The sequence below is a fragment of the Streptomyces melanosporofaciens genome (genome assembly GCF_900105695.1).
GTDB classification, from domain to species: Bacteria; Actinomycetota; Actinomycetes; order Streptomycetales; family Streptomycetaceae; genus Streptomyces; species Streptomyces antimycoticus.
In genome coordinates, this window is sequence record NZ_FNST01000002.1 from 2,630,093 (window position 1) to 2,656,880 (window position 26,788).

Genomic DNA, 26,788 nt, shown 5'->3' on the forward strand with positions numbered 1-26,788 from the left:
ACAAGGAGGACAAGATGGGACCGGGACGCTCCGCGGAGCGGGCCATCGCCGCCGCCGAGGCCCATGGCGCGCACAACTACCATCCGCTGCCGGTCGTCGTCGCGTCCGCCGAAGGCGCCTGGATGACCGATGTCGAGGGCCGCCGGTATCTCGATCTGCTCGCCGGATACTCGGCGCTCAACTTCGGACATCGCAACCGCCGGCTGATCGAGGCCGCCAAGGCGCAGCTGGACCGGGTCACCCTCACCTCCCGCGCGTTCCACCACGACCGCTTCGGCGCCTTCTGCTCCGAGCTGGCCGAGCTGTGCGGCATGGAGATGGTGCTGCCCATGAACACGGGGGCGGAGGCGATGGAGACGGCCATCAAGACCGCCCGCAAATGGGGCTACCGGATCAAGGGCGTACCGGACGGCCGGGCCAGGATCATCGCCGCCGGGAACAACTTCCACGGCCGGACGATCACCCTCATCAGCTGCTCCACCGATCCGGAGGCCCGTGCCGACCACGGCCCCTTCACCCCCGGGTTCTCGATCGTGCCGTATGGGGAGCTGGCGGCGATGGAGGCGGCGCTCGACGCCGCGCCCGAGGAGACGGTCGCCGTGCTGCTGGAGCCGATCCAGGGCGAGGCCGGGGTGGTGGTGCCACCGCCCGGCTATCTGGCCGGGGTCCGGGAGCTGACCCAGGAGCGGAATGTGCTGTTCATCGCCGATGAGATCCAGTCGGGCCTCGGGCGTACCGGCACCACCTTCGCCTGTGAGCACGAGGGGGTGGTCCCCGATGTCTATGTGCTGGGCAAGGCGCTGGGCGGCGGAGTGGTGCCGGTGTCGGCGGTGGTGTCCTCCCGCGAGGTGCTCGGGGTGCACCGCCCCGGGGAGCACGGCTCCACCTTCGGCGGCAGCCCGCTCGCCTGCGCGCTCGCCCTGGAGGTCATCGCCATGGTGCGGACCGGGGAGTTCCAGCGGCGCTCGGCCACGCTGGGCGAGCTGCTCCACCGGGAGCTGGGGCTGCTCGTGGGAAGGGGAGTTGAGCAGGTGCGTGGCCGGGGGCTGTGGGCGGGGGTGGACATCCATCCGTCACGGGGCACCGGGCGGCAGATCTCCGAGCGGCTCATGGACCGCAGCGTGCTGGTCAAGGACACCCATGGCGCCACCATCCGGATCGCCCCGCCCCTGGTGATCGGCGAGGAGGATCTGGAGTGGGCGCTGGACCAACTCAGGGCGGTGCTGGCCGAATGACCCGGTACGGCTCCTCGGTGGACCTGCGCTGGTCAGAGGCCCGGTACGGCTCGGGGGCCCCGCGTGGGTCGGAGGATCACTGTGGTTCAGAGGATCACTGTGGTTCAGAGGATCACTGTGGTTCAGAGGATCACTGTGGTTCAGAGGATCGCATGGGGGATGAAGCGCGCGTACTCATCCGTCACCAGCCCCGCCGACTCGCGGATGCCGAGTCCCGCCGCCTCGCCCTCGACGACCCAGGTGCCGAGCACCACCCGGTTGCCGTCGAAGTCGGGCAGCGGCGCCAGTTCCTGGTAGCAGCACGGCTCATCGCGGAGGACGGGCTCCTCGCCCGGCGGACGCACGGTGACCCCGGCCCCCTCCCGGCCGAGCAGCGGCTTGGCCACGTAGCCGGTGGTACGGGCCAGTTCCCGGGGGCCGTCGAGCCCGGTATCCGTTCACCGCGTCATAGCCGTTCCGGTCCACACAGCGCTTGTCCGGTTCCGAACCACAGGAGGTGAGCGCCGCCGCCGGCGCGCCCATACCGCCCAGGATCACCGTGCTCGACCGCAGTCGCCGCGTCGTCTTCCTTCCATCCCCGTGTCCCCGTTCCTGTCCCCCGAGGCCGTCGTCTCCCCGGTCTCCCCGAGGCCGCAACCGTCCACCCTAGGGAGAGCTGCCGCGCAGAGGGACGGCGGGGCTCGGCCGAAGCGTGTGGCCTCACGTGTGCCTTCAGGCCGCCGAAACGCATGGCTTCAGGGCAGCACCCGGCACAGCGCCTCCAGGGCGCCCGCGAAGGCGTGGTCGGGTGCGGTGCCATAGGCGAACACCAGCGCATCGGGCTGCCCGCCCGGCTCCTGTTGCTGCTTCTGCCCCTGTTCCTCGCGGTAGCGGTAGCGGGACAGCCCGTCCAGTGCCAGGCCCTGCCAGGCCGCGCCCCGCACCACGGACTGCTCGGTGCCCGGCGGCAGTTGGAGCACCGCGTGCAGCCCGGCCGCGATGCCGGTGACCCGTACCCGCGGGGCGCGTTCGGCGAGCGCCGCCACCAACTGGTCGCGGCGGCGCCGGTAGCGCATCCGCATACCGCGCACATGACGGTCGTACGCCCCGGAGTCGATGAACTCCGCGAGCGTCAACTGGTCCAGCCTTCCCGACTCCCACTCCCCCGTTCTCTTGAGCGCCAGGAGGTCGTCCATCAGATGGTCCGGCACCACCATCCATGCCAGCCGCAGCGCGGGCGCCAGGCTCTTGCTCGCGGTGCCCAGATAGACCACATGCTCGGGGTCGAGCCCCTGCAGTGCCCCGACCGGCTGACGGTCGTAGCGGAACTCCCCGTCGTAGTCGTCCTCCAGCACCAGTCCGCCCACCCGCGAGGCCCAGTCGACCACGGCGGCGCGCCGGTCGGGGTCCAACGGCACACCGATGGGGAACTGATGCGCCGGGGTGAGCAGGACGTTCCGCAGCCCGGCCGACCGGTCCAGCTCCGCCGTCCGCGCCCCCTGCTGATCGACCGGCAGCGGTACGGTGCGCAGTCCGGCCCCGCGCATCACGTTCCAGTGGGCGTCGAGCCCGTAGGACTCCACGGCCACCTCACGGTGTCCGGCCTTCTCCCGCACCTTGCTGAGCAGGGCCAGCCCCTGGACGAACCCCGCGCACACCACGATCCGTTCGGGCGCGGCCCGCACCCCGCGGGCGCGCGCCAGATAGCCGGCCAGGACCCGCCGCAGCTCGGGCCGTCCGGCGGGGTGGCCGTAGCCGAAGGCGTCGTTCGGCGCGGCCATCAGGGCGCGCCGGGCCGCGGAGAGCCAGGCGGTCCTGGGGAAGGCCGAGACATCGGGTTCGCCGGGCCGCAGATCGTAGGTGGGCCGGGTGGCGGCCGCGGGTGTGCGCGGCGGGGCGGGCTCGGGCGGCACGACGCGTTCGGCGACCCGGGTGCCCGAGCCCTGCCGGGCGGTCAGCCAGCCCTCGGCGACCAGTTCCCCATAGGCGTCGGCGACGGTGTTCCGGGCGATGCCGAGGTCGGTGGCGAGGGAACGGGAGGAGGGCAGCCGGGTGCCCGGGGCGAGCCGCCCGCTGCGGACGGCGTCGCGCAGGGCGCCGATGAGCGCGCCCCGCACCCCGCTCCCGCCGCCCGGCGGCAGATCCAGATGCAGATCCGTGCCCAGCCCGCTGCGGCCGTCCGTCCGCCGACCGGAGCTGTCTGTTCGCCGCCCGGAATCGCCCGTCCGCCGTCCAGAGCCGGTCGTCCGCTGTTCGGATCCGGTCGTCCGCTGTCCGGGACCGCCTCTTCGAGTGGCCCATGAATCTGCCATGGAAATGGACCATACTCCTGGGCCGCCGGGCCTCTAGCGTGGAGGCATGACGACCGGAACTTCTCATGCACATGGCCCCCGGATGGAGTTCGCCGGGGCGGCCCCCGAGGTCTACAAGGCCATGGTCAGCCTGGACACGGCCGCCCGTAAGGGCCTGGACCCGGTACTGGCTGAGCTGGTCAAGGTGCGTGCCTCACAGCTCAACCACTGCGCCTTCTGCATCGACATGCACACCAAGGACGCCCGCGCGGCGGGCGAGTCGGAGGAGCGCCTCTACCTCCTCAACGCCTGGGAGGAGGCCGGCGACCTCTACACCGAGAAGGAGCAGGCCGCCCTCGCCCTGACCGAGGCCGTGACGGTCCTGACCGACGGTTTCGTCCCCGACGAGGTCTACGAGCGCGCCGCCAAGCACTTCGAGGAGAAGGAGCTGGCGCAGGTGATCGCCCTGATCTTCACCATCAACGCCTGGAACCGCATCGGGGTCACCACCCGCATGGTTCCCGGCGCCTACAAGCCCGCGGGCCACTGAGGCGGGTCCGCCATGACGGCACCCGCGACCACGGACGGTGCCCGGGTGCTCCGCGCGCTGCACCACGGCCGGGAGCCCGGTGATCCGCTGGTGCTCCCCGGGCCCTGGGACGCCGCCTCGGCCCGGGTCTTCGCCGACGCGGGATTCCCCGCCCTCGCCACGCCGAGCGCGGGGATCGCGGCCTCCCTCGGCCACCGGGACGGCCACACCCCGCCGGAGGAGATGTTCGCCGCGATCGCCCGGATCATCCGGGCGGTGGACGTCCCCGTCTCCGCGGACGTCGAAAGCGGCTACGGCCTCGCCCCCAAGGAGTTGGTCGAGCGGCTGCTGGAGACCGGCGCGGTGGGCTGCAACCTGGAGGACTCCGACCACGCGACCGGCGGGCTGGTGGAGCCCGCGCGCCAGGCGGACCGGCTGGCGGCGGTGCGGGCCGAGGCGGGCGAGGATCTGGTGATCAACGCCCGTGTCGACACCTTCGTCCGCGGCGGCCCGGACCTCGACCCCCAGACCGCGGTCGCGGCCGCGGTCGAGCGCGGACGGCTCTATGTGGAGGCGGGCGCGGACTGCGTGTACCCGATCTTGGCGCCCCCGGAGCTGCTGCCCCGCCTGGCGGCCGCCATCGACGCCCCGCTCAACGCGGCGGCGTTCGACCCGGACGGCCCGTCCCCGCGTGAGCTGGGCCGGCTGGGCGCCACCCGGATCACCTTCGGCCCCCGGCTGCTCCGCCAGACCATGGCCGAGGCGGGGAACCTCGTCAAACGGCTGGACCCCGCTCCGTAATACAGACCCGTCCCGTAAAACGGCTGGACCCCGCTCCGTCCCGCGCATGCGTGCATCCGGACGAAGCGGGGTCCACCGCGTATGTCCACGGCTGGAGCTCCGCCCTTACGGCATCCACTTCTTCCAGACGTCCGGGTGCGCCTCGACCCACTTCTTCGCGGCGTCCTGGGCCGACATCCCCTTCGAGGCGATCAGCTCGGACACCTCGTTCTGGTCCTGCTTGGTCCAGTGGAACTTCTTCAGGAACGCCGACGCCTTCCCACCCTGCTTCGCGAAGTCCGCGTTGAGGTACTTCTGCAGCGGTGTGGTCGGGTAGGCGCAGTCGATGGACTCGGGGTCCTTGGTGCCCTCGTTCGCACACTCGTCGGTGTACTTGGGCAGCTTGACCTCGACCATCGGCACCTGGTTGAACAGCCACTGCGGCTCGTACCAGTACGTCAGGAACGGCTTCTTGCCCTTGGCGAACTGCTTGATCTGGGTGATCTGCGCCGCCTCCGAACCCGAGAAGACGATCTGGTAGTTCAGCTTCAGGTTCTTCACCAGCGCCTTGTCATTGGTGACATAGGACGGGGACCCGTCCAGTAGCTGGCCCTTGCCGCCGCTCTCGGCGGTCTTGAAGGTCTTGGCGTACTTGTTGAGGTTCTTCCAGTTCAGCACGTCCGGATGTTTGTCGGCGAAGTACTTCGGCACCCACCAGCCGATATGGCCGGTGACGCCGAGCCCGCCGCCCGGCACGATCAGCTTCTTGTCCTTGACGTAGCGCTGTTCCTGCTCCGGGTGGCCCCAGTCCTCCAGGATCGCGTCCACCCGGCCCTGGCTGAGCGCGTCCCACGCCGGAATCTCGTCCACCTGGACGGTGTCGACGCGGTAGCCCAGCTCATGCTCCAGCAGATACTGGGCGACCGCGACATTGGACTGGGCGCCGACCCACGACTGGACCGAGAGCGTGACGCTCTTCGCCCCGCCCACATTGGCGTACGGCGAGGACTGCTTGGTCATGTCCGCCGCGCCGCAGCCGGTCGCGGTGAACACGGCGGCGATCCCGGCGGCGGCCGTCAGCAGCTGAATACGGGTGCGAGCCATCTCAAGCCCCCTTCCTGTCGCGGCGCGAGGTCGGCTGGGTGACGCGGTCGAGCATCAGCCCCAGGCAGACGATCGCCGTACCCGCCACCAGACCGGTCGCCAGATCGCCCTGTGCCAGGCCGAACAGCACGTCGTAGCCGAGCGCGCCCGAGCCGACCAGACCGCCGATGACGACCACGGCCAGCACCAGCACCACGCCCTGGTTGACGGCGAGCAGCAGCGCCGGGCGGGCCAGCGGGAGCTGGACCTGGCGCAGCTGCTGTCCCTGGGTGGCACCGAGCGAACGCGCCGACTCCAGCGCGGCCGGGTCGACGTTCCGGATCCCCTGGGTGGTGATGCGGATGACGGCGGGCAGCGCGTAGACGATGGCCGCGGCCGCCGCGGGGGCGCGGCCGACGCCGAACAGCGCGACCACGGGGATCAGGTACACGAACTGCGGCATGGTCTGGAACATGTCCAGCACCGGTCGCATCATCCGCTCCAGCCGGGTGCTGCGCGCGGCCCAGATGCCGATCGCGAAACCGAGGACCAGCGTGACGAAGACGGCCGCCAGCACCTGGGAGAGGGTGTCCATGGACGGCTCCCACACGCCGAGCACACCGATCGCGGCCATGGCGGCGGTGGCGGTCAGCGCGGTGGTCCAGGTGCCGATCAGCCAGGCCAGGGCCGCGACGATCAGCAGCACCGCGTACCACGGGAGGCCCTGCAGCCCCTCGCGCAGCGGGTCGAGAATCCACTTGACGTAGTCCGCGGCCCAGTCGGCGGTGCCGCCGACGACCGGCACTCCGGTGTAGAGGTGGTCGACCATCCACTCCTTGAACTGGTTGACGGGCTCCTCGATGGCGACGGTCCAGCCGGTCGGCCAGGTCTGGGAGCCGGTCAGCCGTCCGACGACGGTGATGACCGCGGTGACCACCGCGACCCCCGCCCACGCGGGCCAGCCGCGCAGCAGCCGGTGCCCGCCCTCGGCCGGGGGCGTGCCGAGCCGCTCGCCCGCCGATCCGATGGTGCGGTCCATCACAACGGCGAGGAGCACGATCGGGAGGCCGGCGGCGAGCGCCTTGCCGACGTCGACGCTGGACAGCGCCTGGTAGACGCGGTCACCGAGACCGCCGCCGCCGATCACGGAGGCGATGACGGCCATGGACAGCGCCATCATGATCGTCTGGTTGATGCCCAGCAGCAGCTCCTTGCGGGCCAGCGGCAGCCGGGCGGACAGCAGCCGCTGCCGCCAGGTCGCGCCCAGCGAGGTCACCGCTTCCAGCACCCCGGCGTCCGCGCCGCGCAGGCCGAGGGCGGTGAGCCGGGCCATGGGCGGAGCCGCGTAGATCACGGTGGCCAGCACCGCGCCGGGCACGCCGTTGCCGAAAATCATCACGACGGGGAGCAGATACGCGAACGCGGGCAGCACCTGCATGGTGTCGAGCACCGGCCGCAGCGCCCGGAACGCCCACTCCGAGAGGCCGCCGGCCAGGCCCAGCAGTCCGCCGATGACGACGGAGGCGGTGACGGCGATGACCATCAGCGCGAGCGTCTGCATCGTCGGCACCCACATGCCCAGCAGTCCGCAGATGGCGAAGGACACCAGGGTCGTGACCGCGATCCGCACCCCGGCGACCCGCCAGGCGATCAGGGTCAGCCCGGCGGTGACACCGGCCCAGCCGAGGGCGAGCAGGGCCACATAGACGGCGCGGACACCAATGATGATGACGTTGCTGATGTGGCCGAAGAAGTAGAGGAAGATCCAGTGACTGTCGCGGTTGTCGAGGATCCAGTCGCTGGCGTCGCCGAGCGGCCCGGACACATCGACGGTCAGCGCGTGCGGCCAGCTACCGCTCGCCCACTTGGCGTGGGCGAGCGGTATGAGCACGGCGGCGATCACCACGAGCGCCGCCAGCTTGCGCGCGGCGGGGCTGCGGACGGCGGAGCTCAGCAGGGACGGGCGCGGTTCGGCCGCCGCCGTCCCGGTGGCGGCCGGGTCGGTGGCGGGGTCGGTGGAGGGGCGGGTGGCCGTGGCGCTCATACGCGCCCCCCGGTGCCGCCCGGCGGAGAGAGGGTCGAGGCGGTGGTCATGCCGCGGCCACCTCCTTGCCGTCCAGGCCCGCGACGACGCTCAGCAGACAGGCGTGGTCGACGACGCCCAGGCAGCGGCCGTCGTCCACGACGCGCGCGGGGCCGCCGGTGCGGGCCACGGCCTCGATCGCGTCGGCGACCGTGGTGCCGGGCGCCAGCGCGGGCCCGCCGTCCTGCTCGTCCGAGGTCGCGGGGCGCATGGCGCGGCGCACGGTCAGCACCTGCTCCCGCGGAACATCGCGGACGAAGTCCCGTACGTAGTCGTCCGCCGGGGAGCCGACGATCTCCTCCGGGGTGCCGAGCTGCACGATCCCGCCGTCGCGCATCAGCATGATGCGGTCGCCGAGCCGCAGCGCCTCGCTGAGGTCGTGGGTGATGAAGACCATCGTCCGGCCCTCGTCATGGTGCAGGCGGATGACCTCCTCCTGCATATCGCGGCGGATCAGCGGGTCGAGCGCGCTGAACGGCTCGTCGAAGAGCAGCACCTCGGGGTCGACGGCGAGCGCCCGGGCCAGGCCCACGCGCTGCTGCTGACCGCCCGAGAGCTGTCCGGGGCGGCGGCGCTCGAGACCGGTGAGACCGACCTTCTCCACCACCTCGGCGGCCTTGGCGCGGCGCTCGGCCTTGCCCATGCCCTGGATCTCCAGGCCGTAGGCGACGTTGTCGATGACGGAGCGGTGCGGCAGCAGTCCGAAGTGCTGGAAGACCATGGCGGCGCGGTGCCGGCGCAGATCGCGCAGCCGGGCCTTGTCCATGGCCAGGACGTCCTCGCCGTCGATCTTCAGGGTCCCGGAGGTGGGCTCGATCAGCCGGGTGAGGCAGCGGACGAGGGTGGACTTGCCGGAGCCGGACAGCCCCATGACCACGAAGACCTCGCCCGGCTGGACGTCGAAGGAGACCTCGCGGACGGCGGCGGTGCAGCCGGTGCGGGCACGCAGCTCGCCGGCGGGCAGCTCCGCCTCGGCGGAACCGGGGATGCGCTCGGCCTTGGGGCCGAAGACCTTCCACAGGTCGCGGACCGAGAACACCGGGGCGCGCTCGCCGCTCTCGGGAGTCTTGGGGGTGTCGGGCGTCTCGGGGACCAGGGTCGTGGCCATCACGCCTCACCTCCCGGCGCGAGTGTGGCAGCCCGGTCGTCGGGCCTGTGCCGTTCCCGGTCGCGATCCTCGAACAGCAGCTCAGCGCACTTCTCGCCCACCATCAGGACTCCGATCATCGGGTTCACGGCCGGCATCGTCGGGAAGACGGACGCGTCGGCGATACGAACGCCGTTCAGACCCCGGATCCGCAGATCCGGGCCGACCACGGCGAGTTGGTCCGACGGGGCACCCATTCGACAGGTGCCCGCCGGGTGGTACACGGTGTGCGCGACCTTGCGGGCGTACTCGCTGATCTCCTCGTCCGAGGTGATCTCCGGGCCCGGGCACACCTCGCGCTTGAGCCAGCTCGCCAGCGGTTCGGTCTTGGCGATCTCCCGCGCGACCCGGATGCCGTCGACCAGCGTGCGGCCGTCGTAGTCGTCCTCGTCCGTGAAGTAACGGAAGTCGAGGGCGGGCTTGACGGACGGATCGGCGCTGGTGAGGTAGAGCCGGCCGCGGCTGCGCGGCTTGGGGATGTTGGGGGTCATCGACACGCCGTGCTCGGGCTTTTCGTAGCCCAGCCGCTCCGGATTGTCGGTGAACGGGATCTGGTAGAAGTGGAACATCAGGTCAGGGCCCCGGGATTCGGGGTCCCGCCGGATGAACAGGCCCGCGTCGGAGTCCATCGCGGAGTTGTCCGGGATCGGGCCGTCCGTCTCCCACACGATGACCGACTCGGGGTGGTCGAGCAGATTCTCGCCGACGCCCGGCAGATCGTGAACGACCGGAATGCCCAGCGCCTCCAGATCGGCCTTGGGCCCGATACCGGAGTGCATCAGCAGCCGCGGGGTGTCCACGGCGCCCGCGCAGACCAGGACCTCGGTCTCGGCCCGCACGACGATCTCCTCGCCGTCCTTGGTGCGCACATGGACGCCGGTGATCCGGCCGGTGTCGTCCAGCTCCAGCTTGTACGCCCAGGTCTCCAGCATCAGACGGAGGTTGGGCCGGTCGAGGAACGGGTGCAGATAGGCGACGGACGCCGAGGAGCGCTTGTTGTTCTCCGGGTGGTATGCGAGGTCGAAGAAGCCGACGCCCTCATGGAACGGCTGCTTGTTGAACCCCTCGACCCGCGGCACCCCGGCGGCGGCCTGGGCGGCGTCGACGAAGTCCCGCGCGATCGCGTTCCGGTCCTTCTCGTCCACCGGGACGATGTTGTTGCGCAGCCGCTGGAAGTACGGGTCCATGGACTGCGCGTCCCAGCCCTCGGCGCCGGCCTCGGCCCACTCGTCCCAGTCACCCGGCAGCGGCTTGAAGGAGATCAGGGTGTTGTGCGAGGAGCACCCCCCGAGCACCCGCGCCCGGCTGTGCCGGATATGCGAGTTTCCGCGTGGCTGCTCGGTGGTGGGGTAGTCGTAGTCCAAGTCCCCGCCGAGCAGGCCGAGCCAGCGGCGCAGGGTCAGCACATCGGGCCGGTCGACATCGGACGGTCCGCCCTCGATGACGGCGACACGGATGTCCGGGTCCTCGGTGAGCCGGGAAGCGATCACCGATCCTGCGGTGCCGCCGCCGATGACGACATAGTCGTATACGACAGGTACGGACATGTGGGGTTACTCCTCGCGGTCTTACCCAAACGGCTCGCGCCGGTGCGGGACGGGGGCTGCCGCCCCTGGGGTGGGGGTGTTGCTGGGTGCCTCGGTGTCCACGGGCCGATCTCCGCCGGTCGCCGTGACCGGGTGCGGCCGGGCCCGGGCCCCGGGGGACGAGTCCGGGCCCGGCCGAGCCCCGGGCGGGCCCGGCGGCGGGGCGTCAGCCGGCGAACCAGCGCACCGGGCTCGGTCGCAGGTTCTCGTAGACGTGCTTGGTCTCGCGGTATTCGTCAAGGCCCACGGGACCGAGCTCGCGCCCGACCCCGGACTTGCCGAAACCGCCCCATTCGGCCTGCGGAAGGTAGGGGTGGTAGTCGTTGATCCACACGGTGCCGTGCCGCAGCCGGGCGGCGACGCGGCGCGCCCGCGCGGTGTCGGCGGACCAGACGGCGCCGGCCAGTCCGTACTCCGTGTCATTGGCGAGTGTGACGGCCTCGTCCTCGGTTTGGAAGGACTCGACCGTCAGAATCGGCCCAAAGGTTTCCTCCCGCACCACCCGCATCTCGCGATGGCACTGGTCGAGCACGGTCGGGAGGTAGAAGTAGCCGGTGGCCGGGCGGACCTCGTTGGGCTCCGGCTGCTTGCCACCGCACCGCAGCAGGGCGCCCTCCTCCAGGGCGGACGCCACATACGCCTCGGTCTTGTCCAGCTGCTGGGCCGAGACCAGCGGACCGCATTCGACACCGTCCTCGGTGCCGCGGCCCAGCTTGATCTTCTCCGCGCGGCGGGCCAGCTCGGCCACGAACCGCTCGCGCACCGACTCCTCGATGATCAGCCGGGCACCGGCGGAGCAGACCTGGCCGCTGTGGATGAAAGCGGCGTTCAGGGCCTGGTCGACGGCGGTGTCAAAGCCTTCGGCGGTGGCGCAGGCGTCGGCGAAGACCACATTGGGGTTCTTGCCGCCGAGCTCCAGCGCGACCTTCTTGACCGTCGGGGCGGCGGCCTGCGCGACCTTGGTGCCGCTGATCAGCCCGCCGGTGAAGGAGACCAGGTCCACATCGGGGTGCTCGGACAGCCTGGCCCCCACGGGGTCGCCCGTGCCGGTGACCAGGTTGGCCACCCCGGCCGGCAGCCCGGCCTCGGCCAGCAGCCGCACCAGATGGACGGTGGACAGCGGGGTCACCTCGCTGGGCTTGATCACGAAGGTGTTCCCGGCGGCCAGCGCCGGGGCGATCTTCCAGCTGGCCTGGAGCAGCGGATAGTTCCAGGGGGTGATCATCGCGCAGACGCCGACCGGCTCATGGACCACGACGCTGTGCACATCGGGGGTGCCCGCGTCGATGACCCGCCCGGCGGACTCGCCGGCGGCCAGGTCGGCGAAGTAGCGGAAGGCATTGGTCACGTCGTCGACGTCGACCCGCCCCTCCTCCAGGGTCTTGCCGGTGTCACGGCTCTCGATGAGCGCGATCGTCTCGCGGTCGCGCTGCAGCAGCTCGGCGACGCGGCGCAGCAGCGCCGCCCGCTCGGCCACCGGCGTCCCGGGCCAGGGGCCCTGGTCGAAGGCGCGACGCGCGGCCGCGACCGCCGCGTCGGTGTCCTCGACACCACCCTCCGCGACGACGGCGAGGGTCTTGGCGTCCGCGGGGTCGAGAACCTCCCGCTGCGCCCCGGACGCGGCTGCCTGCCACGTCCCGTCCACATGAATGGTCTCGACTGCCGCCACGTGAATTCTGCCTTCCGGTTCTGCGTGCTTTACCGCTGGTCCAAGCCAGCAACATGGACCCCTAACCGGAAGGCGGGAACCTATGCGCGATTCGCAAGAGAAAGTGGGCCGGCTCACGTGATCCGAAGGCGAAGACGGCTCCCCGGGTCATGATCGGCCGATCTGTCAAGAGCTGATGCACCTAGTCGGCCGGTGTCAGAAAGCGATGCGGTAGGCAGTCCGTGTCAGGAAGCCGTGCAGTAGGCGGTCGGGCAGAAGGTGTCCACCGCCGCCTGGTGGACCTCCCGCGCTTCCGCCCGGTCCCCGGAGGGACTGATCACCAGCACCGCGTACATCGTGCCGTTGGGGGCGGCGAAGCGGCGGTCGAGTATCCGGCGGTGGCCGTCGCTCTTGGACTGGTACGTGTACTCCAGCTGTGCCGGGTCCAGGGTGGCCGAGCCCAGCCGGGTGAGGGCGAGCCGCTCGTAGTCGCGGTGGGTGGAGGCGATCCGCTCGGCCTCCTGGGCGGACTCGTACGGCGTCGACTCGGGGCCGTGCAGCTCGAAGACCTGGATCACGGTGCTGTCGTCGGGCGAGGTGTAGTAGACGCTGGGGCCCTCGCTCGTCCGCTCCCAGCCGTCCGGGACCGCGAGGTGGTATCCGGCGGGGTCGGACTGGGTGCTGTAGCCCGCGGGCGGGGCGGCACCGGTCAGGGAGGGGGAGGACGGGGTGCCGAAGGGCGTCGCGGACGGGGACGCCCCGGTCGGCAGGTCCGTGGGGAGATCGGTCGGGAGACCGGTGGGCCCGCCGGTCTCGGGGCCGGGCGAGGGATAGAGATCGCTCGGCTGGGAGGCCTCCGCGCTCGGCGTGGCCGTGGGGCTCTCTTGGTCCCAGGGCAGCGGGCCCGCCTGATGGCGGGAAGTGCCGTCGCCGCCGAAGGCCACCCAGCCGGAGAACGCGATCCCCACGGCCAGGAAGATCGTCACCGCCAACGCCCGCAGCGCCCGCCGGGCGTCCTGCCCAGGCTCTCCCGGCGCTCCTGGCGCTCCCGGCACTCCCCCGTCATGCATGCTCATCTATCCCCCCGATAGTGGAACTCTGCTCCCATAAGCCGACAAGCCGCGTCGGCCGACATCGGTGTACCCGGTTCGAGGGCCTCCCCACCCTCGGTCACCCCACCGATACGGATATGTCGCCTCAGGTGCGCCGCACTGTGTCTGGCGCCGGACGCCGCCGATCCGTGCCCGGCGCTGCCTGCCGCCGAATGTGCCCGCCCCCGCCTGCCCCCGGTCAGGTGGCCGGGCAGTAGGCGGTGGGGCAGAAGGACGCCAGCACGATGCGCTGCCGCTCTCGCTGCTGCGGCCAGTCGTCGGCCGGGCCTGCGACCAGCACCGCGTACTGCACCTGGTCCGGGCCGGTGAAGGCCCGGTCGAGTATGCGGCGCGGGCCGTACTTGGCGCTGCGATAGCCGTACTCCAGCTCCGCGTCCGCGTCGTCGCCGGGGCCGAGCCGCTTCAGCTCGTACCGCTGGTAGCCGGGGTTCTTCTTGAGCCCCGCCTCCGCCTGGCGCAGCGCCTCATACGGGGTGACGTCGGGCTCGGTCAGCGCGAAGACCTGGATCAGACTGCTCGCGTCGGACGACTCGTAGAACACCCCCGTATCCCGCTTGACCCGCTGCCAGCCCCTGGGCACATCCAGCCGGAACCCCTCCGCGTCGGTGGTGCGCACATAGCCCGCCGGCGGCGCCTGTGTGCTGTCCACGGACACCGACGGCGGCGCCGAGGTCGTCTCCGAGAACGGCCCCGACGGCACCGCCGAGGGCTGCTCGGCCGACGGTGACCAGGACGAGGCCGACGGCGAACCGCCGTCCGCCCGGGGCTTGTCATCCCCGCCGCCCGACACCAACTTCCAGGCGCCGACGCCGATCCCGCCGACCAGGACCACGGCGAGCACCGCCAGAAGCACCGTGCCCAGATGCGGATTGGGTGGTCGTCGGCCCGGGACGGGCGGCTCCGCGCCCTCCCCCACCCACCGCTGGGCCTCCTCGTCCCATCGACGACCCCCCTCGCCGCCCGGTGTGCTCATCTCAGCCGCCCAGGAGCGCGCCGACCGCCTGTCCGACGGCGACGCCGGAGGCGAGCATGCCGACGCCGGCGCTCGCGTCCTGCAACATCACCCGGATCCTGGCCAGTCGGCCGGCCCCGGCCCGGCCGGTGCGCTGGATCTCGTCCTGGGTCTGGTCCAGTTCATCGGAGAGCGCGCCGACCTCCGGGCTCGGGACCACCCGTCGCAGATCCTCGGCGAGCTGCCGAACGGCCTCCAGCAGCTCCTGATAGGCCGGATCGCAGGGGGCGTCCCCCTGCCGTCCGTTCACAATGTGGTTGTGGTCGCCGATGCCGATGGCACTGCCGCTCACCTTGCCGAACCTGATGTCCCCGAAGGTCCGCCCGCCGCCGCCCGCCGGGCCCGCGCCGCCACCGGTCGTGCCCGCCGTGTGGTCCGCACCGCCGCCCCCCACGCCGCTGCCGTCCTCCGTATCAGCCATCGCCATGGCCGCCTCCCGCTCCATTGGTTCCGGTGGTGTTGCTGATGGTGTTGTGGTCACCGAAGCCGAAGGCGCTGTTCGCCGCGGACTCGATGAAGACCCCGCCGCCGCTCACATTGATGACCTTCTGCTCGAACTCGCCGGTCTCCCAGCCGGCTTCGTCGAGCGCCCTTCGCACCCCATTGGCCACCCGGTCCTCGACGCTCTTCAGATAGCGGCTGACATCCATCTCCTGGAAGAGCGACGCGCCGACGTCGCTGCCCAGCTCCCGCACCGAGATCCAGGGCCCGTCGGGGATGGCCGCCTCATAACCCCCCGCGTACATCCGCCAGACGAAGGCGGCCGAGCGGAAGGCGTGGATGACCGCCCGGCCCGCCGCCGTGGGCGTCCGCCCGAGCGCCCAGACCGCCTTGCCCGGCAGTCCACCGCGGCGATGCGAGTCGGAGAGCCGGTCGACGGCCCGGAAGTCCGGGCGGATCGGGCGCAGCACATGCGGCGCGAACTCCAGCATCAGCATGCCGCCCTGCGTATGCACCCGTACGAAGACGGTGGTGACCACCTCTTCCCGCCATGCGCCGACGCGGATGCGCAGAAAGTGCCGGCGGATCTCTCCGCCCTCCTCGACGGCCTCCGCCCGCTCCCGCGCGAAGTCCGCCTCGCCGTACGGCACGAAGGAGCGGCTCCGCAATCCGGTGACCTTGAGGAAGACGCATTCGTCGAGCTCCAGGCCGCGCAACCGGTCGCGGCTCGCGGCGACGGGCCGGACGGTGCCCTGGACGGCGGCGGTGCCCTGGGTCGATGAGGTGCGCAACTTCTCGACCAGCGGGCGGATCCGCTCCAGGATCACGCGGTTGTCCAGCGGCACCGGATCGCCACCCTCGCGCGGCCGCAGCTCCACGGCGAGGGTCCAGGTGTCATGGGCGATGCCCGCGCCGAGGAAGGGGTGCCGATCGTGGTAGAGGATCACCGGTGAGTGCTGCTCGCGGCGGATCAGGGCCCGCACCCGCTGGAAGCGCCCGCCCTCGAACCGCTCCGCCGGGTCCGCGGCGAGGTCGGCGAAGGTCTCCGGCTCCAGGTCGGTGGCCAGCACCCGGGCCACATGCTCACGGTGCAGGGCGACCGCGGTGGCCATCACGGCCGGGATCACCAGCGCGAACCAGGCGGCGCTGGTGTCCGACCCGGCCGCCAGGGCCGGTGCGAAGTCCTGCAGCCCGCTCGTACCGGGCTCGCCCGTGAACGCCTGCGTCACGGCGGAGACCGCATAGGACAGCAGGATCAGACAGCCGAGCACCCGCAGCACCGCGGCCGCCCGCCGCCGGGTGACGGTGACCCCGTCGGCCCCGGGATAGTCGGCGCGGAAGGGGCCCATGGCGCCGCCCCTGGCCCAGGCCGCCAGCAGAAGCAGCGCGCAGGACAGCAGGAACAGATAGAAGAAGCCCTGCGCCAGCAGAAAGTGCAGCACCCATAAGGACACCAGCAGCGCGGTCCAGCATGCCTCCAGACGGCGGGCGCGCAGCGCGTGCGCGAGCACCCGGGCCGCGTCGATGCCCAGCGATGGCGCCACGGCCCGCTCCTCGTGGACATACAGCTCGTCCAGGACCGCGTCCCGGAAGTCGTCGTCCAGATAGGCGCCCGCGCACAGCAGCCGGGTGGCCTCGCTGGTGGCATAGGGGGACGCATCGTCGGCGGCAGAAGGAGAGGGAACGAGCGGTGAAGAGTCCGGCCGCGGCCGCGGCAGATGAGCGGAGTGATCGCCCAAAGAATGATCATCGCGCCTGTTGGCCATGTTTCCCCCCGAGGCCGTAGCAACTACCTCCACGCTAGGGGAAGATGGCGCACAATTACAGCGAATAGCCGAAGGGTCACACTCCGGAGTGAAAACCGGAGTGTGACCCCTCGGAAACGGCCTCGGTGGGGCGCGTCAGATCAGGCCGAGACCCCGCACGGCCTCGCGCTCCTCCTCGAGCTCCTTCACCGACGCGTCGATGCGGGTCCGCGAGAACTCGTTGACGTCCAGGCCCTGGACGATTTCGAACTTCCCGTTCGCGGCGGTGACCGGGAACGAGGAGATCAGGCCCTCCGGCACCCCGTACGAGCCGTCGGAGACCACACCGGCGGAGGTCCAGTTGTCGGCGTCGGTGCCGTTGACCCAGGTGTGGACGTGGTCGATGGCGGCGTTGGCGGCGGAGGCGGCCGAGGAGGCGCCGCGCGCCTCGATGATCGCGGCACCGCGCTTGGCGACGGTCGGGATGAAGGTGTCGGCCAGCCACTGCTCGTCGTTGACGACCTCGGCGGCGTTCTTGCCCGCGACCTCGGCGTGGAAGACGTCCGGGTACTGGGTGGCGGAGTGGTTGCCCCAGATCGTCAGCTTCTTGATCTCGCCGACCGGGACGCCGGTCTTCTTCGAGAGCTGCGACAGGGCGCGGTTGTGGTCCAGCCGGGTCATCGCGGTGAAGCGCTCGGCCGGTACGTCCGGCGCGGCGGCCTGCGCGATGAGCGCGTTGGTGTTGGCCGGGTTGCCCACGACCAGAACCTTGATGTCGTCCGCGGCGTGGTCGTTGATGGCCTTGCCCTGCGGCTTGAAGATGCCGCCGTTGGCCTCCAGCAGATCGCCGCGCTCCATGCCCTTGGTGCGCGGGCGGGCGCCGACGAGCAGGGCGACATTGGCACCGTCGAAGCCCACGTTCGGGTCGTCGGAGATGTCGATGCCCTGGAGGAGCGGGAAGGCGCAGTCGTCGAGCTCCATCGCGGTGCCCTCGGCGGCCTTCAGCCCCTGCGGGATCTCCAGGAGACGCAGCTTGACCGGCACGTCCGCGCCGAGGAGCTGACCGGAGGCGATGCGGAAGAGCAGCGCGTAGCCGATCTGGCCGGCCGCGCCGGTGACGGTGACGGTGACGGGAGTGCGGGTCATGGCGGTCTCCTGCGCTGTGTTGTCAGTCCAAGATCTCTTGGTGTCGAGATACCTGCGTCAGGCTATCCGACGGCACCTGGCCCAGGTTCTCTCGGGCCACTGTGTAACCGCTCACCGCGCGTTCAGACCTCGCGCACTTTGGCGGCCGCCTGCCAGGAGGGGGAGTGCAGGCGGCCGCCCAGTGCCGCACCCGTGGGGGGCTCGGACACCGCCTGCCCCGATTCCCCCGGCTCATTCCCCCTGTTTCCGAATTCCCCCGGACGGGCTCCCCCACCCGCGCTCACCCCTGGGCGCCGGGGGCCGTGCAGCCGCGCGTACCGCCCGTGAGAGTGGCGCACGCGGTGGTCCGCGCGGTGGCGTCCACCGAGATCATCTTGGTGTAGGCGTCGCCGTCGGCGTCGACCCTGCTGTGCTGCGCGCGCTCCGCGCCACCCTGCGCGCCCGGCGCCTTGATCTGGATCACATCACCCGGGGCCGCCCGGGTGATACGGGCCCAGGCCGCCCGGCAGGTCTTGCTGTAGCGGACCTCGACATACGCGGTGCCGACGGTGGCGTCCGCGGTGGTCGTCGCGGCGGCGCCGCACCCCATGGCCTGCGGATCCTGACCGGTGCAGTCCTCCCCGGCGCACTTCACGCCCGCCGGCGGCTGACGCGCGCTGGTGGCCGGTGCGGTAGTCGGCCGCTCCCCACGCTTCTCGCCGTCGCCGCCCGCATCGATCAGCAGGACGGCGCCGGCGACGAGTAAGAGCGCTCCGACGAGGCCCCCGGTGAACAGCGCGACACGCTTCCGTCCCGTCCCGGAAGGTGAGGGGGACGACGATGACGGTGACGAAGGGGACAAGGCAGGCGACTGCGGACCGGAGGAGCCCGGTGCCCGCTCGGCCGACGCCGCGGGAGCCGAGAACACCGGAGCGGTCGCGACCAACGGCTGATCCGGTACGGGCAGTTCGACGCTCGGCCGGCTCTTCTGCGAGGGACGGCCGTTCTTCCTGACGCCCACCCCCTGCGCCGCCGGGTCGAACTGCTCGACGGCGGCCCGCGCCCGCGCGACGCTGATGGCCTCCATCGTGACGTCGTGCCGCATCTCGGAGCGGCTCCAGGCCCGCTCCGCCAACTCCCACAGCGTGCTGAGGTGATGGACATCGGCGCCCGTGACCTCGGCCAGGGCCTCCACCGCGCCCTGCGGGGGCAGCAGCCGTCCGCCCAGATAGCGCTCCCATGAACTCTTGCTGTAGCCGGTGCGGTCGGCGACGGCGACGACGCTCAGCCCGCTGCGCTCGACGATCGTGCGCAGCTGACCGGTGAACTCCTGTACCTGCGGATCGAGTCCCTCCGGCAGGTCCCTCCAACGAGGCATTGCCTCCCCCTGTCCCCCCGCACGTGCCTGTCAATCCCCCGCGCTACGCCCCCTGTTGGCGTCCCCGGGCCCCGAACTGACTACCCAAAGGGACGCCTTGCCCCAGGATGTCAGCTCCTCGGGCGGGGGCGCATCGGAGCATTTCGTGCACCGGTGTGTACTCCGCCGCGCCCCGCTCGCCGTTGCACGGCCGAGATCTCGTGCTGGAACGGTCACTTCCGCGCCACAGGGTTCTGACGGTCATTGCTCCGGCACAGTCCACGCACAACCCTGATCACCAGGTGGTCCGTCCTTCTTCGGGGGAGAGGGCGGACCGCCGCCGGACCGTTCGGATCCGGCCACAACGACGGCGGCCCGTCCTTCCACGGGGGAGAGGACGGGCCGCCGTTTCATGCCATCGGCTAGCGCACCGTGAAATGCACCACGTCATCCAGGAACGGGATCGATACCCATGGATCCGGCTGGGCCATCAGGGACAGCAGCACGATCGCCGCGCCCAGCAGCCCGTAGGTCAGCATGTCGGTGAAGCGCGACCGCACCGCGAGCATCCCCACCTCGGGCAGCGCCCACCGTATGAAGGCGCCCGCCAGCAGGGACAGCCCGATCACCACCGTGCCGGCCCGGAACGCGTCCAGGGCGACGATCAGCAGCCCCAGGCCCACACCGCCCATCACCGCGAGCAGCGGCCACTGCCGGGCGGGCGCCGGAGCGGCACCGGGCGCGGCCCGGCCACCGCCCTCCGGACGCGCGGTGTCCCGGGTGATCAGCGGGAAGCGGCGCGATTTACGGATGAGCCGGGCGGGGCCAGAAGGCTGCGCCGGCGGCGCCTGCCGCTGTTCCCCGGCCGCCGGCTCGCTCGCCTCAGCCGTCATGGCCGGCACCGGCGTCGGCGTCCGCCTTCGCGTTCCGCTCCGCGGCCTCCACCACGTTGACCAGCAGCTGGGCGCGGGTCATCGGGCCGACGCCGCCCGGGTTCGGCGAGAGCCAGCCCGCGACCTCGGCCACACCGGGGTGCACATCGCCGGCGATCTTGCCGTGCTCGTCCCGGCTGACGCCCACGTCGAGCACCGCGGCGCCCGGCTTCACGTCATCCGGCCCGATCAGATGCCGCACTCCGGCGGCCGCCACGATGATGTCGGCCTGGCGCAGGATCCCGGGCAGGTCGCGGGTGCCGGTGTGGCAGAGGGTGACCGTGGCGTTCTCGGAGCGCCGGGTCAGCAGCAGCCCGATCGACCGGCCGACGGTGATGCCCCGGCCGACGACCACCACATGCGCGCCGTTGATCTCCACACCGTGGTGGCGCAGCAGCTGGATGACGCCCTGGGGCGTGCACGGCAGCGGGCCGCTCTCGCCCAGCACCAGCCGGCCGAGGTTCATCGGATGCAGTCCGTCGGCGTCCTTGGCCGGGTCGATCAGCTCCAGCACCCGGTTGGTGTCGATGCCCTTGGGGAGCGGCAGCTGGACGATGTAGCCCGTGCAGGCCGGGTCCTCGTTGAGCTCCCGCACCGCCGCCTCGATCTCCTCCTGGGTGGCGGTCTCGGGCAGGTCGCGCCGGAGGGAGTCGACGCCGATCTCGGCGCAGTCGCGGTGCTTGCCCGCGACGTACCACTTGCTGCCGGGGTCCTCGCCCACCAGCACCGTCCCGAGGCCGGGATGGATGCCCTTGGCCTTGAGCGCCTCCACGCGGCTGACGAGATCGGACTTGATCGCGGCTGCGGTTGCCTTGCCATCGAGAATCTGGGCGGTCATGGCTTCATCCTCCCGGATGCGGGGACGTCGGATCCAATCAGGGGCCGGTCGGTGCCGGACCGGCGAAGGCCGCACCCCGTGGTCCGGTCGGGGTGCGGCCTCCTGTGCTCGCTCGGCGTCACTCAGTGGAAGAAGTGGCGCGTGCCCGTGAAGTACATGGTGACGCCCGCCTTCTGGGCGGCCTCCACCACCTGCTCGTCACGGACCGAGCCGCCCGGCTGCACCACGGCCGTGACGCCCGCCTCGGCCAGCACCTCGAAGCCGTCCGGGAACGGGAAGAAGGCGTCGGAGGCGGCGTACGAACCGGCGGCCCGCTCGACACCGGCCCGCTCGACGGCCAGCTTCGCCGAGTCCACGCGGTTGACCTGGCCCATGCCGACGCCGACCGTGGCGCCGCCCTTGGCGAGCAGGATCGCGTTGGACTTCACCGCACGGCAGGAGCGCCAGGCGAAGGCCAGCTCGGCGAGGCCGTCGGCGTCCAGCGCCGCGCCCGTGGCGAGGGTCCAGTTGGCCGGGTCGTCGCCCTCGGCCTGGAGGCGGTCCTTGGCCTGCAGCAGCAGGCCGCCCTCGATGGGGCGCTGTTCGGCGAGGTCCGCCGGCGCGTCCGCGCAGCGCAGCACGCGGATGTTCTTCTTACGGGCCAGCACCTCGACCGCGCCGTCCTCGTACCCCGGGGCGACGATCACCTCGGTGAAGATCTCGGCGACCTGCTCGGCCATGGCGACCGACACCGGGCGGTTGACGGCGATCACACCGCCGAAGGCCGACAGCGGGTCGCAGGCGTGCGCCTTACGGTGCGCCTCGGCGACATCCGCCCCGACCGCGATCCCGCACGGGTTGGCGTGCTTGATGATCGCGACACAGGGCTCGGTGTGGTCGTACGCGGCCCGGCGGGCGGCCTCGGTGTCGGTGTAGTTGTTGAACGACATCTCCTTGCCGTGCAGCTGCTCGGCCTCCGCGAGCCCCTTACCGCTGCCGTCGGAGTAGAGCGCGGCCGGCTGGTGCGGGTTCTCGCCGTAGCGCAGCACGTTCTTACGGATGGCGGTGGCGCCCAGGAACTCCGGGAAGGAGGAGTCGTCCGCCACGTAGTCATCCGCGAACCAGTTGGCCACCGCCACGTCGTACGCCGCCGTGTGCTGGAACGCCTCGGCCGCCAGCCGCTTGCGCCCCTCCAGGTCGAAACCGCCGTCCGCGGCGGCCTTGAGGACGTCGTCGTACCGCTCGGGGTTGACGACCACGGCCACGGACGGGTGATTCTTGGCGGCGGCGCGGACCATGGAGGGCCCGCCGATGTCGATCTGCTCCACACACTCGTCCGGCGAGGCACCCGAGGCGACCGTCTCGCGGAACGGATACAGGTTGACCACGACGAGCTCGAAGGGCTCCACACCCAGCTCCTGGAGCTGCGCACGGTGCGAGTCGAGCCGCAGGTCGGCCAGGATGCCCGCGTGCACGCGCGGGTGCAGCGTCTTGACGCGGCCGTCGAGACACTCGGGGAAGCCGGTCAGCTCCTCGACCTTGGTGACGGGGACGCCCGCGGCGGCGATCTTCGCGGCCGTCGAGCCGGTCGAGACGAGCTGGACACCCTCCGCGTGCAGCCCTCGGGCCAGTTCCTCGAGACCCGTCTTGTCGTAGACGCTGACCAGCGCGCGGCGGATGGGCCGCTTGGTACCTTCGGCGGTCACGGGATCCTTACCTTTCGTCCCTCTATGCGGTAGCCGTGACGCGCCAGACGCCCCACGACCTCGACGAGCAGCGAGCGCTCGACTTCCTTGATCCGCTCATGAAGAGCGGACTCGTCGTCCTCGTCCCGGACCTCGACCACGCCCTGGGCGATGATCGGGCCGGTGTCGACGCCGTCGTCGACGAAGTGGACGGTGCATCCGGTCACCTTGACACCGTGCGCGAGCGCGTCGCGTACGCCATGGGCACCGGGAAAGCTCGGGAGCAGCGCGGGGTGGGTGTTGACGCAGCGGCCGCCGAACCGGGCGAGGAACCGCGGCCCCAGGATCTTCATGAACCCGGCCGAGACGACCACGTCCGGCTCATGGGCGGCGGTGGCCTCCGCCAGCGCCGCGTCCCACTCGGCGCGGTCGGCGTGGTCCTTGACCCGGCACACGAACGTGGGGATCCCGGCGCGCTCGGCGCGCGCCAGGCCCTCGATGCCGTCGCGGTCGGCGCCCACGGCCACCACCTCGGCGCCGTAGCGGGCCACGCCCTCGGCGGCGATGGCGTCGAGCAGCGCCTGCAGATTCGTACCGGAACCGGAGACGAGTACGACGAGGCGGACCGGGCGCCGGGGGCGGGCAGGGCTGACGGGGGAAGGCGGGGAGGCCACGGCGGGGCTCTTTCTCGCGGGCGGTGCTGCCGTTTGTGTGGTCGTACAAGGTCGCGGACTCATCAATTCCGGGGAACTCTACGAAGCCGCCGACCGTCAGCAACGATACCGGCACACGAAGCGGCCCCCAGGGGACGGGGGCGGGCACGGGAGGTAGCGTCTGGACTGCGCATCCAACTGACGCCGCGGGAACGACCGCCGCCCCCGGCGTGCAGGACGACGACACAAGGGGAAGACACACTCCACATGCCGGACCGACGCCGCCGCGCGGCTCATCACCTCACTCCGCCTCCCGCCACGACCGGGGGGCGGCGATGAGGCGCGCCCGCATGTCGCGTACGACGCCGCTGCTCCGGGAGCAGCAGTCGCCGTCCTCCTCGGCCCCCGGCGGGCAGAACGGGGACCAGCACGAGGACAATCCGTTCGCCCCGCCGCCCGAGGGCAGGCCCGACCAGCCGTGGCAGCCCCGGCCGGACGACGCCGACGGGCAGAGCGGCGAGGACGACCAGCGGCCGCAGCAGCCTCCGGCCTGGGGCAGCCAGTGGAGCAGCCGCCAGCCCAGCCGCCAGGGCGGCAGCTTCGGCACCGGCCCCGGCTCCAACCGCCCCACCGGTCCCAGCGGCCCGCGCTGGGACCCCAACGACCCGGCCCAGCGGCGCGCCCGGTACGCGCTGCTCGCGGGCATGTGGGCGTTCTTCTTCGCGCTCTTCAGCCTGCCGCAGATCGCGCTGCTGCTCGGGACGCTGGCCCTGTACTGGGGCATCAGCTCGCTGCGGGCCAAGGCGCGCCGCACAACGCCGCCCCCGACCGCTGCCGCGCCCCTGAACGCCCCGCCCCCGCCCCGGGTGCCACCCCGGCGGCGCTGCCGGCCCCCGGCAGCGCGAAGCCGCAGGCGACGGCGGCGATCAGTGGCCTGGTGACGGGCGGGCTCGCGCTCGCCATCGTCGCGGCGACGTTCAGCTTCCAGGTCGTCTACGACGACTACTACACGTGCGTGGACGACGCCCTCACCCAGAGCTCCCGCCATGACTGCGAAACCCTGCTTCCCGAGCAGCTCCGCCCCTTGCTGAGCACCCAGGACTGACGGCACCACCCTCGCCGACGAGGCGCCCACCCAACGACCGGCCCTGGGGCCGAACAGCCAGTGCGGACCGTGGGCGCCTCCGGCCGACAGCCCCCACCCCGCCCCTTCCCGCAGCATCAATATGCGGCTCCGCCGCGCGGAAAGGGGCTCCGCCCCTCGCCCCCGCCGGGGCTCGCCCCGGGCCCCGGCGGGGCTCGCCCCGGGCCCCGGCGGGGCTCGCCCCGGGCCCCGCTCCTCAAACGCCGGAGGGGCTGCATTCCAGGGCGCCGCCCCGGAGGCCCCGCACCCACCATCCACCACACACCCCGGACCCACCGCGCCCCCGCCCCGCCCGCCTTACGGTTCGCGGCGGGTGTCGTCCGGTGGGGGTGAGAGATCCGGGGTCCCGGGCTGGGGCTCGAGGGGCGACTGCGGGTGCGGGTGTGGCTCGGGGGTGCGCTTGCGGTTCAGCGTCCAGCGGCGTGGGCGGTCCGCCGTCCCGGCGGCGTCCGGGGTACCCGCAGGGGTCGCGAGCCCGGCCATCGTGCTGACACCCGTCTCCCGCCCCGCCCCCGCCCCCGCCTCCGCACCAGCCCCGGCTTCCGGCTTCCGGTCCCGGTTCCGTTTGCGGTGGGCGCCCGACGGCCGCAGCCACTGCCACCACGGCTCGGCCATCGCCTCGCGCACCTCGGCGGACTCCATGGGCGAGGCCACCGCGGGCCGCATCGCCGCCCGGGCCTCCGCCTCCTCCGCCTTGGCCGCGGCCCGCACCGCACGAGCCTCCGCCTTGGCCGCGGCCCGTACCGCACGAGCCTCCTTCGCCTCCCTGCGGGCCTGTGCGCGGGACGCCCGCCGCACCGCCCGCGTCGCCTTCCACTCCGGCCAGGAGGCCCTCGTAGGAACGCACAACCGGTACCAGCGCAGCACCACCGCACCGGGCACCCCGATCACTCCCGTCCAGGCCAGCGTGATCATGCCCGTACGCCACCAGCTCGGCCCCAGGTCGGCGAGGATGCCGATGCCCAGCGGGCCGCCCGAGACCCCGGCCAGCAGCGCCATCGCGGCCGCGCAGCCGCCCGCCGCCAGCCCGGCGAGCACCAGCGTCTCGCCCCAGCCCCAGGGGGGCCTGGGCTCGCCCTTGCCGGGGCGCCGCACCGCCGCGACCCCGACGAACCAGGCCACCGACACCCCGGCCGCGATCCCCGTGAGCCAGACCAGCGGACCGCCGGGGCCGTCCGTGGGCAGCGCGGCGACCAGGGGGAAGTGCGGCAGCTGGGGGTAGGAGGTGATGCCCAGCGGCGCGACCACACTGCCGCCGCCGACCGTGAAGCCCGCGCCGACCCCGTACGCGGCGCCCCAGACGATGGCGTTCGGCAGCAGCGCCAGGCTCACCAGCAGCACCGCGAACCGCCCCGACCACACATCGCTGAGGTTGAGGAATGTCACTTGTACGGCGCCCGCGTGGCTCAGCATCGACGTCGCCGTAAGGAGCGCACCGCTGCCGAGCAGAACGACGAGACCGCTGGTCCCGGCCCGCAGCGCCGCGGTCAGCCGGTGGCGCCGGCACCAGCTGCGCGCGGCCAGGGAGGCGGCCAGGGACGCGGCCGTCCGTACGGTCCAGCCGATGCCGGGGAGCCGCCGCAGTCCGGCGTTCACCCGTCCGGGCAGGCGGAGCGGGTACCGTCCGCTCGCCGTCCACACGCCGACGGCGGCGATGGCCGCCGCGACGACCGGCAGATGCAGCAGCGCGCTGAGCAGGTCGACATGCAGCGGCCCGCCCGAGGCGTACAGCGCGGCCGCGGTGCCGACCAGCAGATAGCCGCCGGTCACCCAGGCGAAGGCGGTGCGCGGATCGACGACGGACTCCGGATCGGCAACGGAGCCCTCGGGCACCCACTGCCCCTTCCGCCCCTCGCCCTCCTCCGGCTCCGCCTGGTAGACGGCGTGCTGGGCGGCCCGGTAGAGCAGCCAGCACGGCACCATGCCGAGCAGCAGCGGGGTCAGCCCGACGGGCGCGGTGTGGCCGGAGAGCGTCTCGGTGCGCACGAGGTCGGCGCCATGGCCGAGCAGCCACAGGTCGGCGGCGACATGCAGGGCCCCGTCGGGGCTGCTGTCGGGGGACGAGGAGGTGATCCACAGCAGCAGTACGACCACGGCGAGCGTACCGAGGCCGAGCCCCGCGGCGACCACACCGCCGAGGAACGCCTCCCTGATGGCGGAGGAGCGCCGGGGCGCGGAACGGTCACGTGAGGACACCGACGGACTGCGATCGGTCGTTTGCGTCACGTGACCATGCTGCCAATAACAGCCGTTTCATCCTCACATCAAGGGTTTGGTCGCCGTGTCGCGGCTAGTCCGCTTATGCGTCTTTTATGGTGCTGTGGGACGGATGGGTGGCTTGCCGATGTCCGCCCCCCGGGTATCCGTCGCCCCGGGAACGGCGCGGGCCCGCACCACCCAGGGT

Annotated in this window: 20 protein-coding genes and 2 pseudogenes; 4 read left to right on the forward strand and 18 right to left on the reverse strand. The window is 72.0% G+C overall.

Annotated features, from left to right (window positions below):
- Positions 1-14: 14 nt before the first annotated feature.
- The gene (gene rocD, locus BLV72_RS13805; RefSeq protein ID WP_093462551.1) at positions 15-1,235 is read left to right on the forward strand and encodes an ornithine--oxo-acid transaminase; all 1,221 of its coding nucleotides are present in this window, start codon (positions 15-17) and stop codon (positions 1,233-1,235) included.
- A 140-nt stretch (positions 1,236-1,375) separates the two neighbouring features.
- Here rocD and BLV72_RS13810 read toward each other — a convergent pair.
- A pseudogene (locus BLV72_RS13810) lies at positions 1,376-1,660 on the reverse strand (glutathionylspermidine synthase family protein); the annotation flags it as partial.
- A 309-nt stretch (positions 1,661-1,969) separates the two neighbouring features.
- Positions 1,970-3,526: a MocR-like pyridoxine biosynthesis transcription factor PdxR gene (pdxR, locus tag BLV72_RS13815; RefSeq protein ID WP_093462552.1), complete on the reverse strand. Its 1,557-nt coding sequence runs from the start codon at positions 3,524-3,526 to the stop codon at positions 1,970-1,972.
- A 46-nt stretch (positions 3,527-3,572) separates the two neighbouring features.
- Here pdxR and BLV72_RS13820 point away from each other — a divergent pair, with 46 nt between their 5' ends.
- Positions 3,573-4,055 carry a carboxymuconolactone decarboxylase family protein gene (locus BLV72_RS13820; RefSeq protein ID WP_093462553.1) on the forward strand — a complete coding sequence of 161 codons (483 nt, stop codon included), beginning with the start codon at positions 3,573-3,575 and terminating at the stop codon, positions 4,053-4,055.
- Between the two features lie 12 nt (positions 4,056-4,067).
- Complete coding sequence (locus BLV72_RS13825; protein ID WP_093462555.1) at positions 4,068-4,835, forward strand: isocitrate lyase/PEP mutase family protein; 768 nt, start codon at positions 4,068-4,070, stop codon at positions 4,833-4,835.
- 105 nt (positions 4,836-4,940) lie between these two features.
- Here BLV72_RS13825 and BLV72_RS13830 read toward each other — a convergent pair whose 3' ends face one another.
- The 15 genes from BLV72_RS13830 to purN form a co-directional block, all read right to left on the reverse strand.
- Positions 4,941-5,918 (reverse strand): ABC transporter substrate-binding protein, encoded by a 978-nt coding sequence (locus BLV72_RS13830; RefSeq protein WP_093462556.1) that lies wholly within the window; start codon positions 5,916-5,918, stop codon positions 4,941-4,943.
- Position 5,919: 1 nt separating this feature from the next.
- Positions 5,920-7,941: an ABC transporter permease gene (locus tag BLV72_RS13835; RefSeq protein WP_093462558.1), complete on the reverse strand. Its 2,022-nt coding sequence runs from the start codon at positions 7,939-7,941 to the stop codon at positions 5,920-5,922.
- 46 nt (positions 7,942-7,987) lie between these two features.
- Positions 7,988-9,088, reverse strand: a complete 1,101-nt coding sequence (locus BLV72_RS13840) for a quaternary amine ABC transporter ATP-binding protein (protein ID WP_208905626.1) — start codon at positions 9,086-9,088, stop codon at positions 7,988-7,990.
- Positions 9,088-10,674, reverse strand: a complete 1,587-nt coding sequence (locus tag BLV72_RS13845) for a GMC family oxidoreductase (RefSeq protein WP_093462560.1) — start codon at positions 10,672-10,674, stop codon at positions 9,088-9,090. The genes BLV72_RS13840 and BLV72_RS13845 overlap by 1 nt, the downstream gene beginning before the upstream one ends.
- Positions 10,675-10,879: 205 nt before the next feature.
- Positions 10,880-12,382, reverse strand: a complete 1,503-nt coding sequence (locus BLV72_RS13850) for an aldehyde dehydrogenase family protein (RefSeq protein WP_093462562.1) — start codon at positions 12,380-12,382, stop codon at positions 10,880-10,882.
- A gap of 224 nt (positions 12,383-12,606) precedes the next feature.
- Positions 12,607-13,437, reverse strand: coding sequence for a serine/arginine repetitive matrix protein 2 (locus BLV72_RS13855; RefSeq protein WP_244320753.1), 831 nt, complete (start codon positions 13,435-13,437; stop codon positions 12,607-12,609).
- Positions 13,438-13,651: 214 nt separating this feature from the next.
- On the reverse strand, positions 13,652-14,446 hold the full coding sequence (locus BLV72_RS13860; RefSeq protein WP_244320754.1) for a hypothetical protein: 795 nt from the start codon (positions 14,444-14,446) through the stop codon (positions 13,652-13,654).
- A gap of 1 nt (position 14,447) precedes the next feature.
- The gene (locus BLV72_RS13865) at positions 14,448-14,912 is read right to left on the reverse strand and encodes a hypothetical protein (protein ID WP_093470330.1); all 465 of its coding nucleotides are present in this window, start codon (positions 14,910-14,912) and stop codon (positions 14,448-14,450) included.
- Positions 14,899-16,665, reverse strand: coding sequence for a hypothetical protein (locus tag BLV72_RS13870; protein WP_244320755.1), 1,767 nt, complete (start codon positions 16,663-16,665; stop codon positions 14,899-14,901). Before BLV72_RS13870 ends, BLV72_RS13865 begins: the two co-directional genes overlap by 14 nt.
- Positions 16,666-16,827: 162 nt before the next feature.
- Positions 16,828-17,817, reverse strand: a complete 990-nt coding sequence (locus BLV72_RS13875) for a malate dehydrogenase (protein ID WP_059143564.1) — start codon at positions 17,815-17,817, stop codon at positions 16,828-16,830.
- A gap of 280 nt (positions 17,818-18,097) precedes the next feature.
- Positions 18,098-19,174 carry a helix-turn-helix domain-containing protein gene (locus BLV72_RS13880; RefSeq protein WP_093462570.1) on the reverse strand — a complete coding sequence of 359 codons (1,077 nt, stop codon included), beginning with the start codon at positions 19,172-19,174 and terminating at the stop codon, positions 18,098-18,100.
- Between the two features lie 401 nt (positions 19,175-19,575).
- On the reverse strand, positions 19,576-20,046 hold the full coding sequence (locus BLV72_RS13885; RefSeq protein ID WP_244320756.1) for a DUF3017 domain-containing protein: 471 nt from the start codon (positions 20,044-20,046) through the stop codon (positions 19,576-19,578).
- A complete protein-coding gene (locus BLV72_RS13890) occupies positions 20,036-20,923 on the reverse strand; it encodes a bifunctional methylenetetrahydrofolate dehydrogenase/methenyltetrahydrofolate cyclohydrolase (RefSeq protein WP_093462572.1) in 888 nt (295 codons plus the stop codon). Before BLV72_RS13890 ends, BLV72_RS13885 begins: the two co-directional genes overlap by 11 nt.
- 122 nt (positions 20,924-21,045) lie before the next feature.
- Positions 21,046-22,608, reverse strand: coding sequence for a bifunctional phosphoribosylaminoimidazolecarboxamide formyltransferase/IMP cyclohydrolase (gene purH / locus BLV72_RS13895; protein WP_093462573.1), 1,563 nt, complete (start codon positions 22,606-22,608; stop codon positions 21,046-21,048).
- Positions 22,605-23,261 (reverse strand): phosphoribosylglycinamide formyltransferase, encoded by a 657-nt coding sequence (purN, locus tag BLV72_RS13900; RefSeq protein ID WP_093462575.1) that lies wholly within the window; start codon positions 23,259-23,261, stop codon positions 22,605-22,607. The genes purH and purN overlap by 4 nt, the downstream gene beginning before the upstream one ends.
- Positions 23,262-23,590: 329 nt before the next feature.
- On the opposite strand from purN, the pseudogene BLV72_RS48745 reads away from it, so the two are divergent.
- Positions 23,591-24,345, forward strand: a pseudogene (locus BLV72_RS48745) (hypothetical protein).
- 336 nt (positions 24,346-24,681) lie between these two features.
- Here BLV72_RS48745 and BLV72_RS13910 read toward each other — a convergent pair.
- Positions 24,682-26,610, reverse strand: coding sequence for a cell division protein PerM (locus BLV72_RS13910; RefSeq protein WP_143059775.1), 1,929 nt, complete (start codon positions 26,608-26,610; stop codon positions 24,682-24,684).
- Positions 26,611-26,788 lie beyond the last annotated feature (178 nt).